Here is a 14,718-nt window from a genome sequence, read left to right as displayed (position 1 = left end):
CAACCTGATAGCGCCCCTTGCGGGGCGCAGGAATTACAGTTTCTTGGCTTTCTCGATCGCTTCGTCGATGCTGCCGACCATGTAGAACGCTTGTTCTGGCAGGTGGTCGTAGTCACCTTTGAGGATGCCGCTGAAGCCAGCGATGGTGTCTTTCAGGGAAACGTACTTGCCTGGCGAACCGGTGAAGACTTCGGCCACGAAGAACGGCTGCGACAGGAAGCGCTGGATCTTACGAGCGCGGGCTACCAGTTGCTTGTCGGTCTCGGACAGCTCGTCCATACCCAGGATCGCGATGATGTCCTTCAGCTCTTTGTAGCGCTGCAGAACATACTGAACGCCACGAGCGGTGTCGTAGTGTTCGTTGCCGATCACGTTCGGGTCCAGCTGGCGCGAAGTCGAGTCCAGTGGGTCGACCGCTGGGTAGATACCCAGGGAGGCGATGTCACGGGACAGAACGACGGTGGCGTCCAAGTGGGCGAAGGTGGTCGCTGGCGACGGGTCGGTCAAGTCGTCCGCAGGTACGTATACGGCCTGAACGGAGGTGATCGAACCTTCCTTGGTGGAGGTGATGCGCTCTTGCAGAACGCCCATCTCTTCAGCCAGGGTCGGCTGGTAACCTACTGCCGAAGGCATACGGCCCAGCAGTGCGGAAACTTCGGTACCGGCCAGGGTGTAACGATAGATGTTGTCGACGAACAGCAGAACGTCGTTACCTTCGTCACGGAACTTCTCAGCCATGGTCAGGCCGGTCAGCGCTACGCGCAGACGGTTTCCTGGTGGCTCGTTCATCTGACCGTAGACCAAGGCTACTTTGTCGAGAACGTTGGAGTCCTTCATCTCGTGGTAGAAGTCGTTACCCTCACGAGTACGCTCACCCACACCAGCGAACACGGAGTAACCGCTGTGTTCCATGGCGATGTTACGGATCAGTTCCATCATGTTTACGGTCTTGCCGACACCGGCACCACCGAACAGACCAACCTTACCACCCTTGGCGAACGGGCAAACCAGGTCGATAACCTTGATGCCGGTTTCCAGCAGGTCGTTGCCGCCCGCCTGGTCAGCGAACGAAGGCGCTGGCTGGTGGATACCGCGGCGCTCTTCTTCGCCGATCGGGCCGGCTTCGTCGATTGGGTTGCCGAGTACGTCCATGATGCGGCCCAGGGTGGCCTTACCAACTGGAACGGAAATGGCAGCGCCAGTGTCGACGACATCCAGACCGCGCTTCAAGCCTTCGGTGGAGCCCATCGCAATGGTACGAACCACGCCGTCGCCCAGCTGCTGCTGAACTTCGAGGGTGGTTTCCGCGCCTTGTACTTTCAGCGCGTTGTATACACTCGGCACGACGTCACGTGGGAATTCCACGTCGATGACGGCGCCGATGATTTGAACGATACGTCCGCTACTCATAGCTGGATCCTCTGAATATGTGAACCGTTAAACCGCGGCAGCGCCGCCGACGATTTCCGAGATCTCCTGGGTGATCGCAGCCTGACGCGCCTTGTTGTAGATCAACTGAAGCTCTTTGATCAAATCACCGGCGTTGTCTGTGGCGTTTTTCATGGCGATCATCCGGGCCGCTTGTTCAGCAGCGTTGTTCTCGACCACCGCCTGGTAGACCTGCGACTCCACGTAACGCACCATCAAGCCGTCCAGCAGCTCTTTTGCGTCGGGTTCGTACAGGTAATCCCAGTGATGCTTGAGATCCTGATCCGGGGTTGCCACCAACGGTACCAATTGCTCCACCGTCGGCTTCTGGGTCATGGTGTTGATGAACTTGTTCGAAACCACCGAAAGGCGATCGATACGGCCGTCCAGGTAGGCGTCCAGCATCACTTTGACGGAGCCGATCAGATCGTTGATCGATGGCTCTTCGCCCAGGTGGCTGATTGCTGCTACGACGTTGCCGCCAAAGATGCGGAAGAAAGTCGCACCCTTGCTGCCGATCACGCACAGGTCGATTTCCACGCCCTGTTCGCGGTTTACGTTCATGTCCTTGACCAGGGCCTTGAACAGGTTGGTGTTCAAGCCACCGCACAGACCACGGTCACTGCTCACCACGATATAACCGGCGCGCTTTACAGGGCGCTCGATCATGAACGGGTGGCGGTATTCCGGGTTGGCGTTGGCCAGATGACCGATCACCTGGCGGATACGCTCCGCGTAAGGACGGCTAGCAGCCATGCGCATTTGTGCCTTGCGCATTTTGCTGACCGCCACTTTCTCCATGGCGCTGGTAATTTTTTGCGTGCTTTTGATGCTCGCAATCTTACTGCGAATCTCTTTTGCGCCTGCCATGTATCACCTATCAGGTTAGCAAGCGGGGGCCTGAGCCCCCGCTGCGGCTTACCAGGTCTGGGTGGCCTTGAACTTCTCGATACCGGCTTTCAGGCCTGCGTCGATTTCGTCGTTGAAGTCACCCTTCACGTTGATCTTCGCCATCAGTTCAGCGTGATCACGGTTGAAGAAGGCGATCAGAGCTTGCTCGAAGCTGCCGATCTTGGAGACTTCTACGTCAGTCAGGAAACCACGCTCAGCGGCGTACAGCGACAGGGCCATGTCCGCGATGGACATCGGCGCGTACTGCTTCTGCTTCATCAGCTCGGTAACGCGCTGACCATGCTCCAGCTGCTTGCGGGTCGCTTCGTCCAGATCGGAAGCGAACTGGGCGAATGCAGCCAGTTCACGGTACTGAGCCAGAGCGGTACGAATACCACCGGACAGCTTCTTGATGATCTTGGTCTGAGCGGCACCACCCACGCGGGATACCGAAACACCGGCGTTCACTGCAGGGCGGATGCCCGAGTTGAACATGGCCGATTCCAGGAAGATCTGACCGTCGGTGATGGAAATCACGTTGGTCGGAACGAACGCGGAAACGTCGCCAGCCTGGGTTTCGATGATCGGCAGAGCGGTCAGGGAACCGGTTTTGCCAGTCACTGCGCCGTTGGTGAACTTCTCGACGTACTCTTCCGAAACGCGCGATGCACGCTCCAGCAGACGGGAGTGGAGATAGAACACGTCGCCTGGGTACGCTTCACGTCCTGGTGGACGGCGCAGCAGCAGGGAGATCTGACGGTAGGCAACGGCCTGCTTGGACAGGTCATCGTAAACGATCAGTGCGTCTTCACCGCGGTCACGGAAGAACTCGCCCATGGTGCAACCGGCGTATGGCGCCAGGAATTGCAGTGCGGCGGATTCCGAAGCACTGGCAACCACCACGATGGTGTTGGCCAGGGCGCCGTTTTCTTCCAGCTTGCGAACGATGTTGGCGACGGTGGAACGCTTCTGGCCGACAGCAACATAAACACAGAAAATACCGGAGTCTTTCTGGTTGATGATGGCGTCGATGGCCATGGCGGTCTTGCCGATCTGACGGTCACCGATGATCAGCTCACGCTGGCCACGGCCGACAGGGATCATGGCGTCGACGGACTTGTAGCCAGTCTGTACAGGCTGGTCTACCGACTTACGCCAGATCACGCCTGGAGCAACTTTCTCGACCGCGTCGGTCTCGGTGTTGCCCAGCGGGCCTTTGCCGTCGATCGGGTTGCCCAGTGCGTCGACGACGCGACCCAGCAGTTCCTTACCAACCGGAACTTCCAGGATGCGGCCGGTGCACTTGGCGCTCATGCCTTCGGCGAGGGTGTCATAGGCACCCAGGATCACTGCACCAACGGAGTCTTGCTCCAGGTTCAGGGCCATGCCGTAGACGCCGCCCGGGAACTCGATCATTTCGCCGTACATGACGTCGGCCAGACCGTGGATCCGCACGATACCGTCGGAAACCGAAACGACGGTACCTTCGTTACGGGCTTGGGAGCTCACATCGAGGTTGTCGATGCGGCCCTTGATGATTTCACTAATTTCGGAAGGATTGAGTTGCTGCATTGCTCTGCTGCCCCTTCAAACTCAAGATTTCAATGCTTCGGCCAGTTTCGCGATTTTGCCGCGAACAGAGCCATCGATTACCAGGTCACCAGCGCGGATGACGACGCCGCCAATCAGGCTGGCATCCTCCGACGCGTGCAGGCGCACTTCCTGGCCTAACCGTGCACTGAGAACCTTGGCGAGTTTGTCTTGCTGTTCTTGGTCCAACGCGAAGGCACTGGTGACTTCCACGTCCACGGATTTCTCTTGCTCGGCCTTGTACAGGTCGAACAGAGCGGCAATCTCCGGCAGAAGCAGGAGACGGTCGTTTTCCGCAGCAACATGAATGAAATTCTGTGCCTGTGCATTGAACTTGTCACCGCACACGTCAATGAACGTGGCGGCCTTTTCTGCGCTCGTCAGTCGCGGGGCCTTGAGCAGGCGCTGCATGGTGTCGTCTTGCGACACCGCAGCAGCCAGGCCGAGCATGGCTGACCAATTGGCCAGTTGCTGATGGGCCTGGGCATGCTCAAAGGCAGCCTTAGCGTAAGGTCGGGCCAACGTGGTCAGTTCTGCCATGATCGCCCTCGCTTAAATTTCAGCGGCCAGTTTGTTAACCAGCTCCGCATGCGCGTTTTGATCGATTGTGGCGCCAAGGATCTTTTCAGCACCGCCAACGGCCAGGGCACCCACTTGGGCACGCAGGGCGTCTTTAGCGCTGTTCAGTTCCTGTTCGATCTCGGCCAGAGCCTGAGCCTTCACACGGTCAGCTTCGACGCGGGCCTGTTCACGGGCTTCCTCGACAAGCTGAGCAGCGCGTTTCTTGCTTTGCTCAATGATTTCGGCTGCCTGTGCTTTAGCTTCACGCAGTTGCTGACCCGCTTTCTCTTGGGCCAGCTCCAGGTCGCGAGCTGCGCGGTTGGCAGCGTCCAAGCCGTCGGCAATCTTCTTTTGGCGCTCTTGCAGAGCAGTGATGACCGGAGGCCATACGTACTTCATGCAGAAGAGTACAAAAATCAGGAAAGCAACGGATTGGCCAATCAGGGTTGCATTAATGTTCACGCCAACACCTCGCTCGGTCTTAATTCATACAGCCATCAACTCGTGAATACGAGTGATTAGCCGGCGATCTGACCAACGAACGGATTCGCGAAGGTGAAGAACAGAGCGATACCAACACCGATCATGGTTACGGCGTCGAGCAGACCGGCAACGATGAACATTTTGACCTGCAGCATCGGAACCATCTCAGGCTGACGAGCAGCGCCTTCCAGGAATTTGCCGCCCAGCAGGCCGAAACCAATGGCGGTACCCAGAGCACCCAGGCCGATCAGCAGAGCAACAGCGATAGCGGTCAGACCAACTACAGTTTCCATCTTTCCTCCCGACTTTTACGTCGTATTGGTTAGGTTTTTAGTTTGAAGCGGTAAAACAAATCGTTTGGAACAGCTGCCCTTGCGGACTTTTTAAGCCCTCCCCCCAAACGAGCGGGAAAGGCTATCAGACACGCCAGGCGGTCTTAATGGTTATCTTCGTGAGCCATCGACAGGTAGACGATGGTCAGCATCATGAAGATGAAAGCTTGCAGGGTGATGATCAGGATGTGGAACACAGCCCACGCCCACTGCAGCACCACACCCAGGCCGCTCAGCCACAGCAGGCCGGAGCCGAACATCACGGCGATCAGGATGAACACCAGTTCGCCGGCGTACATGTTGCCGAACAGACGCAGTGCCAGCGAGATCGGCTTGGCGATCAGGGTGACGAATTCGAGCAGGAAGTTCACCGGGATCAGCAGGATCTGCACGAAGATGTTCTTGCTGCCGAACGGGTGCAGGGTCAGCTCACCGATGAAGCCGCCCAGGCCCTTGACCTTGATGCTGTAGAAGATGATCAGGGCGAACACGCTGAAGGCCATGGCCAGGGTCGCGTTCGGGTCGGTGGTCGACACGGCGCGGAACGGAATGTGCGGATCACCGGAGATCAGGATGGCCAGCTGAGGAATCCAGTCGACCGGTACCAGGTCGACGGCGTTCATCAGGAATACCCAGACGAAGATGGTCAGCGCCAGCGGTGCGATCACCGGGCTACGGCCGTGGAAGGAGTCCTTCACGCTGCCGTTGACGAAATCGACCATCACTTCGACGAAGTTCTGCAGACCGCCAGGTTGGCCGGAGGTCGCCTTCTTCGCCGCCATGCGGAAGATGAACAGGAAGATCAGACCCAGCGCAACGGACCAACCCAGGGTGTCCAGGTGGAACGCCCAGAAGCCCATTGCCTTGGCTTCTGCAGCCGAATGGGCGAAGCCCCAGCTGCCGTCTGGTAGTTGACCGTAGGTCAGGTTCTGCAAGTGGTGCTGGATATAGCCCGAAGCGGTTTCTGCTGCCATGGTTGCCTCAAACGCCCTAAGGTCTCGAAAGTCTTTTATTCATCAGCAGGGGCGCAAACCAGCTGACCAAAAGGGTCAACACGAAGACGCCGAATACTGCTAACGGCGCCAGTGGCTTCACTCCTGCGAAGGTCAGTGCAAAAAGCACTGCCGTCAAAATCATCTTGCCAGCCTCGCCTGCGTAGAACGACTTGACGATGGCTTGCGCCGCCCGGGCTCCGCTAAAGCGAAAAGCCTTCCAGGCGAAATACATATTGGGCAGCCAGGCAATCAAACCTCCGCAGAGACCTGAATATCCACTGACCACACCTTTCCACTGCCACAACACCAACGTTGCCAGCAGCAGCACGACAAATTGAGCCAGCAGTACCGGAAAAACCGCCCAGCGATGGAAAGGCAGGCGGTTTGGCGTGCGGATTTCCATCACATCTGCTCCTCAGAAGTCGACCAACAAGTCAGTATCGACTTGGCATAATTTGTGCCGACAAAATGCGCGCAGAGTATAGGGGTGGATTAACCCCTATTCAACTCTTCGGTAGTGATTTCCGACTGCGCGCTACAACGGGAATTGTTTCAGCGGATGTGAGCAAGCACGCCTTGCAACTCGTCAAGCGAGTTATAGCGAATAACCAACTGGCCTTTTCCCTTGTTGCCGTGACGTATTTGCACGGGGGAGCCCAGGCGCTCTGCGAGCCGCTGTTCAAGGCGCTCGATATCCGGATCAGGTTTGCTCGGTTCGACCGGATCAGGTTTGCCACTCAGCCACTGGCGCACCAGTGCCTCGGTTTGGCGCACGGTGAGCCCGCGTGCGACAACATGACGCGCCCCTTCTTCCTGCCGATCTTCTTCAAGGCCGAGCAACGCACGGGCATGACCCATTTCCAGATCGCCATGGGCGAGCATGGTCTTGATCGCTTCAGGCAGCGAGATCAGGCGCAGCAGGTTGGCCACGGTCACCCGCGACTTGCCCACGGCATCGGCCACCTGTTGCTGGGTCAGCTCGAACTCTTGCTGCAGGCGCTGCAGTGCCAGGGCCTCTTCCAGCGGGTTGAGGTCCTCGCGCTGGATGTTTTCGATCAGCGCCATGGCGATGGCGGCTTCGTCCGGCACTTCACGCACCATCGCCGGGATGGTGTCCAGCCCGGCCTGTTGCGTGGCGCGCCAGCGGCGCTCACCGGCAATGATCTCGAAGCGATTGCCGTCGATCGGGCGGACCACGATCGGCTGCATCACCCCATGCGCACGAATCGAGTGCGCGAGCTCTTCCAGCGCCTCCGGGTCCATGTCGCGGCGCGGCTGATACTTGCCACGCTGGATCAGCTCGACCGGCAGGTGTTGCAGTTCTTTCTGGTCGATCTTGACAGCCTGCTCTTCGAGCGCGCTGACGGAAGGACCACTGAGCAGTGCATCCAACCCACGTCCGAGACCCCGTTTCTTAACGGCCATGCGGATTCCTTAAGTTGTTTGTGCAGTGCGTGATTGACGGCGTTGACGGCGAACCAGTTCCCCGGCCAGGGCCAGGTAGGCGAGTGCGCCACGCGATTGCTTGTCGTACGCCAGCGCCGGCATGCCGAAGCTCGGTGCCTCGGCCAGGCGGATGTTGCGCGGAATGACCGTGTCGTACAGCTGCTCGCCAAAGTGTTCCTTGAGCTGCGCCGAAACATCGTTGTTCAGGCTCAGGCGCGGGTCGTACATGGTCCGCAGCAAGCCTTCGATCTTCAGCGCAGGATTCAGACGGGCGGCAATGCGCTTGATGTTATCCACAAGGTCGCTGAGACCTTCCAGTGCGTAGTATTCGCACTGCATCGGGATAATCACGCCGTCGGAAGCAACCAGGGCGTTGAGCGTCAGCATCGACAGCGACGGTGGGCAGTCGATGAGGATGAAGTCGTAGTTCTCGCGAATTGGCGCCAGGGCATTGCGCAGGCGGCTCTCCTTGACCTGCATTTCCAGCAGCACCACTTCCGCGGCGGTCAGGTCGCGGTTGGCCGGCAGCAATTGGAAGCCACCATGCTCGGAGTAGTGCATGGCCTGGGCAAGGTCGCATTCCCCGATCAGCAGGTCGTAGACCGAGTGCTCGAGTTCGTGTTTGTCCACACCGCTGCCCATGGTGGCGTTGCCCTGCGGATCGAGGTCGATCAGCAGCACACGACGCTTGGTTGCGGCCAGCGATGCGGCGAGATTGATACAGGTGGTGGTTTTACCCACGCCACCTTTCTGGTTCGCGATTGCGAATACCTTAGCCATTGTTGCGTGTGTTCCCAGTCATGCCTTGCGGCGCAGTATCAGCAGATGGCGCTGGCCCTGGCAACCCGGAACGGTCAGGGCCTGCTCGCTTTCCACTGTGAAGTCTGCGGGCAATGCTACCAGTTCATCGGCAGGATGCAGCCCCTTCATTGCAAGCCATTGCGTCCCGGTGTCGCCCAAATGGCGGGTCCAGTTGGTGAAGTTCTCCATGCTGCTGAAGGCGCGGGAGATGATACCGCTGAACGGCTGTGACGGCTGGAAGGCCTCCACCCGGCTGTGGATAACCGTGAGGTTGTCCAGTTTCAGCTCCATTTTCACCTGGGTCAGGAAGCGTGTTTTCTTGCCGTTGGCGTCCAGCACCGTCACTTGCTTGTGCGGATGCAGGATAGCCAAGGGAATGCCGGGCATGCCACCGCCACTGCCGACATCCAGCCAGCGGTCGCGATCATTGTGGATAAACGCCATGACGCTGAGGCTGTCGAGCAGATGGCGCGAAACCATCTCGTCCGGATCACGCACGGCGGTCAGGTTGTAGGCTTTGTTCCACTTGATCAGCAGGGCCAGGTAACCAAGCAGACGTTCGTGCTGCTCGACGCTCAACTCGACGCCAAGCTGACGCGCGCCTGTGGACAACTCTTCAGCGTGTTGCGGGGTGACCAGGGAACTCAAGCGCTTTGCTCCAATTCGCGGCCAGCGCCGCGTTTCTTCAGATGAATCAACAACAGGGAAATCGCGGCTGGCGTCACGCCAGGGATGCGCGAAGCCTGGCCCAGCGTCTCAGGGCGGGTCTGGCCAAGCTTGCCCTGGATTTCCTTCGACAGGCCGGAAATCGACGTGTAGTCGATATCCACAGGCAGGCGGGTGTCTTCACTGGCGCGCAGCCGGGCGATCTCATCCTGCTGGCGGTCGATGTAACCGGCGTATTTGGTCTTGATCTCGACCTGTTCGGCCACCTGTGGATCGATCACGTCACCGCCGGTCGCCTCGATCAGCCCGGCATAGTCGATTTCTGGACGCGCCAACAGGTTGAGCAGGCTGTACTCGTGGCTCAGCGGGGTTCCGAACTTATCCACAACGGCCTGGCCTTGCGGGGTGTTTGGGCGTACCCAGGTCGACTTCAGGCGCTGTTCTTCACGCTCGATCCCGTCGCGCTTGGCGCAGAACGCCGCCCAGCGCTCATCGTCGATCAGGCCCAGCTCGCGGCCTTTCTCGGTCAGGCGCAGGTCGGCGTTGTCTTCGCGCAGGATCAAACGGTATTCGGCACGCGAGGTGAACATGCGATACGGCTCCTGGGTACCCAGGGTGATCAGGTCGTCGACCAGTACCCCGATGTACGCCTCGTCGCGGCGCGGGCACCAGCTTTCGCGGCCCTGCGCGCGCAGCGCGGCGTTGGTCCCGGCCAGCAGGCCTTGCGCGCCGGCTTCTTCGTAGCCGGTGGTGCCATTGATCTGGCCGGCGAAGAACAGACCGCCGATGACCTTGGTCTCGAGGCTGTACTTGAGGTCACGCGGGTCGAAGTAGTCGTACTCGATGGCGTAGCCCGGACGCACGATGTGGGCGTTTTCCATGCCACGGATCGAGCGAACCAGTTCCAGCTGCACGTCGAACGGCAGCGAAGTGGAAATGCCATTGGGGTAAAGCTCGTGGGTCGTCAGGCCTTCCGGCTCGATGAACACCTGGTGGCTTTCCTTGTCGGCGAAGCGATGGATCTTGTCTTCGATCGACGGGCAGTACCGCGGGCCGACACCTTCGATGACGCCGGAGTACATCGGCGAACGATCAAGGTTCGAAGCGATGATCTCGTGGGTACGGGCGTTGGTGTGGGTAATCCAGCAGCTGACCTGGCGCGGGTGCATTGCAGCATTGCCCATGAACGACATGACCGGGATCGGCGTGTCGCCCGGTTGTTCGGTCATCACCGAAAAGTCCACCGAACGCCCATCGATACGCGGTGGGGTACCGGTTTTCAGGCGGCCGACGCGCAGCGGCAGTTCACGCATGCGATGGGCCAGGGCGATCGACGGCGGATCGCCGGCGCGACCACCGGAATGGTTCTGCAGGCCAATGTGGATGAGGCCACCCAGGAAGGTACCGGTGGTCAGCACAACGGCATCGGCGAAGAAGCGCAGGCCCATTTGCGTAACCACGCCTTTGACCTGGTCCTGCTCGACGATCAGGTCGTCACAGGACTGCTGGAATATCCACAGGTTGGGCTGATTTTCCAGGATCTCGCGAACCACGGCTTTGTAGATGGCACGGTCAGCCTGCGCACGAGTGGCGCGTACCGCCGGGCCCTTGCGGTTGTTCAGGACGCGGAACTGGATACCACTCTTGTCGGTAGCCAGTGCCATCGCGCCGCCGAGCGCATCGATCTCTTTGACCAGATGGCTTTTGCCGATGCCACCGATAGCCGGGTTGCAGCTCATGTGACCGAGGGTTTCCACGTTATGGGTCAGCAGCAGGGTTTTCACACCCATGCGTGCAGACGCAAGCGCAGCCTCGGTACCGGCATGGCCGCCGCCGATGACGATCACTTCAAAACGGGAAGGGAAATCCACCACGCACCTCGTGCCTGTTTTTGCGAATAGAGAAGGTAAGCGGACAAGTATAGGGACTTCACCCCCTCTAAAGAAACCTTTTGGGCAAATTTTGACCAGGCTGTGGATGAGTGGCCGGCAACATAAATCAGAGAGAAGAAATTTAAAAAAGCTTTGTTTTTATGTTTATTCTTATGCACAACCTTTTCTGTGGATAAGGTTCTGTACGCCATGTAATACGCTATGTACAGGGAAATTAAAACCTGTGTCTGGAGTGCCGTGAGGGCTCTGGATAAGCGGATTTAGCCTGTGGATTAAATGCCTATTTACCCACAGGTGGGTTTATCCTCAGAAAAAAAGCAGGGTTATCAACGGAGCCTATGGCGAGTTTTCCACAGGGCTCCTGAGCACAGATATCTACCGGTAGATCAAAAAAGGCGACCTCCCAGGCCAGCCCTGCGTTCACATCACCCATATCCCGGGCAAAAAAAAGCCGCTCCAAAGGGAGCGGCTGTGGATAGCCTGGCGAAAGACTATTTGCCGATGCAGAAACTGGAGAAGATCCGCCCCAGCAGGTCATCGGAGCTGAACGCCCCAGTGATCTCACCGAGCGCCTGCTGCGCCTGACGTAGGTCCTCCGCCAACAGCTCTCCGGCACCAGCCAGGGTCAATTGCGACCGACCGTGCTCCAGGTGAGTGCTGGCCTGGCGCAACGCATCCAGGTGCCTGCGGCGGGCGCTGAAGCCGCTTTCGGCGGTCTGTTCGTAGCCCATGCAGGCCTTGAGGTGGTCGCGCAGCAGTTGAAGCCCCTGGTCGTCTCCCTTGGCACTCAAGGTGATCGTCACATGACCGTCATCACACTGCTCCAACCCTACCTGCTCGCCGCTCAGGTCAGCCTTGTTGCGAATCAGCGTGACCTTGGCCGGGTCCGGCCGTTGATCGAGAAACTCCGGCCACAAGGCAAACGGGTCGCTGGCTTCGGGCGCGGTGGAGTCGACCACCAACAACACCCGGTCGGCCTCGCCAATGGCCTTGAGCGCCCGCTCCACGCCGATCTTTTCCACATGGTCGTCGGTGTCGCGCAAACCAGCGGTATCGACCACGTGCAGCGGCATGCCATCGATGTGGATATGTTCACGCAGGATGTCCCGCGTGGTGCCGGCGATATCGGTGACAATGGCCGCTTCACGCCCGGCCAGTGTGTTCAGCAGGCTCGACTTACCCGCGTTCGGCCTGCCGGCGATCACCACCGTCATGCCGTCGCGCAGCAATGCGCCCTGCCCGGCTTCACGCTGGACGGTGGACAACTCGCCACGAACGGTATCGAGCATCGACAACACGTGGCCATCGGCGAGAAAGTCGATCTCCTCTTCCGGGAAGTCGATCGCTGCCTCCACGTAGATTCGCAGCGCAATCAGCGCTTCGGTCAGGCTGTGCACCCGTTTCGAAAATTCGCCCTGCAGCGAGCGCAACGCATTGCGCGCGGCCTGGCTGGAGCTCGCTTCGATCAGGTCGGCGATGGCTTCGGCCTGGGCCAGGTCGAGCTTGTCATTGAGGAATGCCCGCTCACTGAATTCACCCGGCCGGGCCAGCCGGCAACCGACCTGCACACAGCGCTGCAGCAACATGTCCAGCACCACCGGGCCGCCATGGCCCTGCAACTCAAGTACATCTTCCCCGGTGAACGAGTTCGGCCCTGGGAAGAACAACGCGATGCCTTCATCCAGCACCAGCCCGTCCTGGTCGCGGAATGGGCCGTAATGGGCATGCCGCGGCGTCAGCGTGCGGCCGGTGATGAAGTGGCCAGCCTGGGCCGCCAGTGGCCCGGACAGCCTGACAATGCCCACGCCACCTCGGCCTTGGGCAGTAGCGATGGCGGCGATGGTTTCACGCACAGTGTTCATGCTCGAAAGCCTCTACGACAAAAACGACAGATAGCAAAAACGCCCCCGAAGGGGCGTTTTTATTCACAGGCTAGCGCAACAGCCCGTCAAGCAGCAGCTTTTTTGCTCGCTGCTTCGATACGGCGGGTGATGTACCACTGCTGCGAAATCGACAGGCAGTTGTTCACAACCCAGTACAGCACCAGGCCAGCTGGGAACCACAGGAAGAAGAAGGTGAAGATGATCGGCATCATTTTCATTACCTTGGCCTGCATCGGGTCCGGCGGCGTCGGGTTCAGGCGCTGCTGGATGAACATGGTGGCGCCCATGATGATCGGCAGGATGAAGAACGGGTCCTTGATCGACAGGTCGGTGATCCACAGCATCCATGGGGCCTGGCGCATTTCTACGCTTTCCAGCAGTACCCAGTACAGGGCCAGGAACACCGGCATCTGCACCAGGATCGGCAGGCAGCCGCCCAGCGGGTTGATCTTCTCTTTCTTGTACAGCTCCATCATCGCCTGGGACATCTTCTGGCGATCGTCACCGAAGCGTTCCTTCAGCGCGGCAAGCTTCGGCGCCACGGCACGCATGCGCGCCATCGAGCGGTAGCTGGCGGCCGACAGCGGGAAGAACAGGCCTTTGATGAGCATGGTCAGGACGATGATCGACCAGCCCCAGTTACCCAGCAGGCTGTGGATATGTTGCAGCAGCCAGAAGATTGGCTGGGCAATGAACCACAGGAAGCCGTAATCGACGGTCAGTTCCAGGCCTGGGGACAATTCCTTCAGCTTGGACTGGATTTTCGGCCCGGCATACAACATGGCGCTGGTTTCGACCTTGCCGCCAGCTGGCACGCTGATGGCTGGGCCGGTGTAGCCGATGATGTAGTTACCCTGGCTGTCCTTGCGGGTCTGGACGACGTTGTTGTCCGACTTGGCAGGGATCCATGCAGTCACGAAGTAGTGCTGCAGCCAGGCAACCCAACCGCCGGACACATTTTCTTTCAAACTACCTTTGTCGATGTCCTTCATCGACACTTTCTTGTACGGCTCGCCCGCTGTCCACAGGGCTGCGCCCAGGTAGGTGGCGGTGCCGGTAGCCGTGCTCGAGGACGGATCGCCGCTGGCGTCACGCTTGAGCTGGGCAAACATGTTGCCGCTCCAGGCCTGAGCGCTCTGGTTGTCGATCAGGTAGCTGACAGTCAGGTCGTACTCACCGCGCTTGAAGCTGAAGCGCTTGATGTAGTTCACACCGTTGTCGCTGAACTTCAGGTCGACCACCAGTTGTTCCTGGCCATCGGCCAGCTGGAACGACTTCTGCTCGGCGGCGTACAGCGGGCGGCCAGTGGAACGGGCATCGGGGCCGTTGGCGCCGGTCAGGCCACTCTGGGCCAGGTAAACACGCTCACCACCGTTGTCGAACAACTGGAACGGAATGTCCGGATGGTCCTGACGGCGTGGGTATTTCGGCAGGTTCAGCTGAACGATGTCACCACCGACTGGATCGATAGCCAGTTCCAGGACATCGGTCTTGACCCGGATCAGATCCTTGCTGAGTGCAACGGGTGCCAGTTCGGCGGCGTTCGACTCGCCGTTGGCGCTCGGTACATCGGCGCTGGCGCCGTTGTTAGCGGCAGGTACGCCATCGGGCAGGCCCGGAGCAACAGTGCTGGCAGCAGTATTCTGAGTCGGCAAGGCAGCCTGGCCGTAGTCATCGTTCCACTTCAGGACCATGACGTAGGACACGATTGCCAGGGCGGCGATCAGGATCGTGCGTTTAATATCCATGA

General features: G+C 59.3%; 14 protein-coding genes. All 14 read right to left on the bottom strand.

Features of this window, described 5'->3' with window-relative positions:
• Positions 1–33 precede the first annotated feature (33 nt).
• The 14 genes from atpD to yidC all read right to left on the bottom strand — a co-directional run bounded on the left by atpD (position 34) and on the right by yidC (position 14,716).
• A complete protein-coding gene (gene atpD, locus ACIPIJ_RS15300; protein ID WP_016489910.1) occupies positions 34–1,410 on the bottom strand; it encodes a F0F1 ATP synthase subunit beta in 1,377 nt (458 codons plus the stop codon).
• Positions 1,411–1,437: 27 nt separating this feature from the next.
• Positions 1,438–2,298, bottom strand: coding sequence for a F0F1 ATP synthase subunit gamma (gene atpG / locus ACIPIJ_RS15295; RefSeq protein WP_401077841.1), 861 nt, complete (start codon positions 2,296–2,298; stop codon positions 1,438–1,440).
• A 48-nt stretch (positions 2,299–2,346) separates the two neighbouring features.
• The gene (gene atpA / locus ACIPIJ_RS15290; protein WP_021785310.1) at positions 2,347–3,891 is read right to left on the bottom strand and encodes a F0F1 ATP synthase subunit alpha; all 1,545 of its coding nucleotides are present in this window, start codon (positions 3,889–3,891) and stop codon (positions 2,347–2,349) included.
• A gap of 21 nt (positions 3,892–3,912) precedes the next feature.
• Positions 3,913–4,449: a F0F1 ATP synthase subunit delta gene (locus ACIPIJ_RS15285; RefSeq protein ID WP_133325642.1), complete on the bottom strand. Its 537-nt coding sequence runs from the start codon at positions 4,447–4,449 to the stop codon at positions 3,913–3,915.
• Between the two features lie 12 nt (positions 4,450–4,461).
• Positions 4,462–4,932: a F0F1 ATP synthase subunit B gene (locus ACIPIJ_RS15280; RefSeq protein WP_003253189.1), complete on the bottom strand. Its 471-nt coding sequence runs from the start codon at positions 4,930–4,932 to the stop codon at positions 4,462–4,464.
• A 56-nt stretch (positions 4,933–4,988) separates the two neighbouring features.
• Positions 4,989–5,246: a F0F1 ATP synthase subunit C gene (gene atpE / locus ACIPIJ_RS15275; protein WP_003097235.1), complete on the bottom strand. Its 258-nt coding sequence runs from the start codon at positions 5,244–5,246 to the stop codon at positions 4,989–4,991.
• Between the two features lie 143 nt (positions 5,247–5,389).
• Positions 5,390–6,259, bottom strand: a complete 870-nt coding sequence (gene atpB, locus ACIPIJ_RS15270) for a F0F1 ATP synthase subunit A (protein ID WP_016489912.1) — start codon at positions 6,257–6,259, stop codon at positions 5,390–5,392.
• Between the two features lie 16 nt (positions 6,260–6,275).
• Positions 6,276–6,683, bottom strand: a complete 408-nt coding sequence (locus tag ACIPIJ_RS15265) for a F0F1 ATP synthase subunit I (protein WP_401077836.1) — start codon at positions 6,681–6,683, stop codon at positions 6,276–6,278.
• 149 nt (positions 6,684–6,832) lie between these two features.
• On the bottom strand, positions 6,833–7,705 hold the full coding sequence (locus tag ACIPIJ_RS15260) for a ParB/RepB/Spo0J family partition protein (RefSeq protein ID WP_401077835.1): 873 nt from the start codon (positions 7,703–7,705) through the stop codon (positions 6,833–6,835).
• Positions 7,706–7,714: 9 nt separating this feature from the next.
• Positions 7,715–8,506 carry a ParA family protein gene (locus tag ACIPIJ_RS15255; protein WP_401077833.1) on the bottom strand — a complete coding sequence of 264 codons (792 nt, stop codon included), beginning with the start codon at positions 8,504–8,506 and terminating at the stop codon, positions 7,715–7,717.
• A gap of 18 nt (positions 8,507–8,524) precedes the next feature.
• Positions 8,525–9,175: a 16S rRNA (guanine(527)-N(7))-methyltransferase RsmG gene (gene rsmG, locus ACIPIJ_RS15250; RefSeq protein WP_401077830.1), complete on the bottom strand. Its 651-nt coding sequence runs from the start codon at positions 9,173–9,175 to the stop codon at positions 8,525–8,527.
• Entirely contained in the window at positions 9,172–11,064 is a 1,893-nt protein-coding gene (mnmG, locus tag ACIPIJ_RS15245; protein WP_401077827.1) for a tRNA uridine-5-carboxymethylaminomethyl(34) synthesis enzyme MnmG, read from the bottom strand. Before mnmG ends, rsmG begins: the two co-directional genes overlap by 4 nt.
• Before the next feature lie 512 nt (positions 11,065–11,576).
• Positions 11,577–12,947: a tRNA uridine-5-carboxymethylaminomethyl(34) synthesis GTPase MnmE gene (mnmE, locus tag ACIPIJ_RS15240; protein WP_401077824.1), complete on the bottom strand. Its 1,371-nt coding sequence runs from the start codon at positions 12,945–12,947 to the stop codon at positions 11,577–11,579.
• An 86-nt stretch (positions 12,948–13,033) separates the two neighbouring features.
• On the bottom strand, positions 13,034–14,716 hold the full coding sequence (gene yidC / locus ACIPIJ_RS15235) for a membrane protein insertase YidC (protein WP_401077822.1): 1,683 nt from the start codon (positions 14,714–14,716) through the stop codon (positions 13,034–13,036).
• Positions 14,717–14,718: the final 2 nt, after the last annotated feature.

Source organism: Pseudomonas sp. NPDC087185, assembly GCF_044744955.1.
Classification (GTDB): Bacteria; Pseudomonadota; Gammaproteobacteria; order Pseudomonadales; family Pseudomonadaceae; genus Aquipseudomonas.
This window is presented reverse-complemented; position numbering and strand designations above follow the sequence as displayed.

Excerpts from the sequence above, each read along its gene's own strand:
- atpG (WP_401077841.1), bottom strand. The coding sequence starts at position 2,298 with ATGGCAGGCGCAAAAGAGATTCGCAGTAAGATTGCGAGCATCAAAAGC.
- ACIPIJ_RS15265 (WP_401077836.1), bottom strand. The coding sequence starts at position 6,683 with ATGGAAATCCGCACGCCAAACCGCCTGCCTTTCCATCGCTGGGCGGTT.
- atpB (WP_016489912.1), bottom strand. The coding sequence starts at position 6,259 with ATGGCAGCAGAAACCGCTTCGGGCTATATCCAGCACCACTTGCAGAAC.
- atpD (WP_016489910.1), bottom strand. The coding sequence starts at position 1,410 with ATGAGTAGCGGACGTATCGTTCAAATCATCGGCGCCGTCATCGACGTG.
- atpE (WP_003097235.1), bottom strand. The coding sequence starts at position 5,246 with ATGGAAACTGTAGTTGGTCTGACCGCTATCGCTGTTGCTCTGCTGATC.
- yidC (WP_401077822.1), bottom strand. The coding sequence starts at position 14,716 with ATGGATATTAAACGCACGATCCTGATCGCCGCCCTGGCAATCGTGTCC.
- ACIPIJ_RS15260 (WP_401077835.1), bottom strand. The coding sequence starts at position 7,705 with ATGGCCGTTAAGAAACGGGGTCTCGGACGTGGGTTGGATGCACTGCTC.
- ACIPIJ_RS15255 (WP_401077833.1), bottom strand. The coding sequence starts at position 8,506 with ATGGCTAAGGTATTCGCAATCGCGAACCAGAAAGGTGGCGTGGGTAAA.
- mnmE (WP_401077824.1), bottom strand. The coding sequence starts at position 12,947 with ATGAACACTGTGCGTGAAACCATCGCCGCCATCGCTACTGCCCAAGGC.
- ACIPIJ_RS15285 (WP_133325642.1), bottom strand. The coding sequence starts at position 4,449 with ATGGCAGAACTGACCACGTTGGCCCGACCTTACGCTAAGGCTGCCTTT.
- atpA (WP_021785310.1), bottom strand. The coding sequence starts at position 3,891 with ATGCAGCAACTCAATCCTTCCGAAATTAGTGAAATCATCAAGGGCCGC.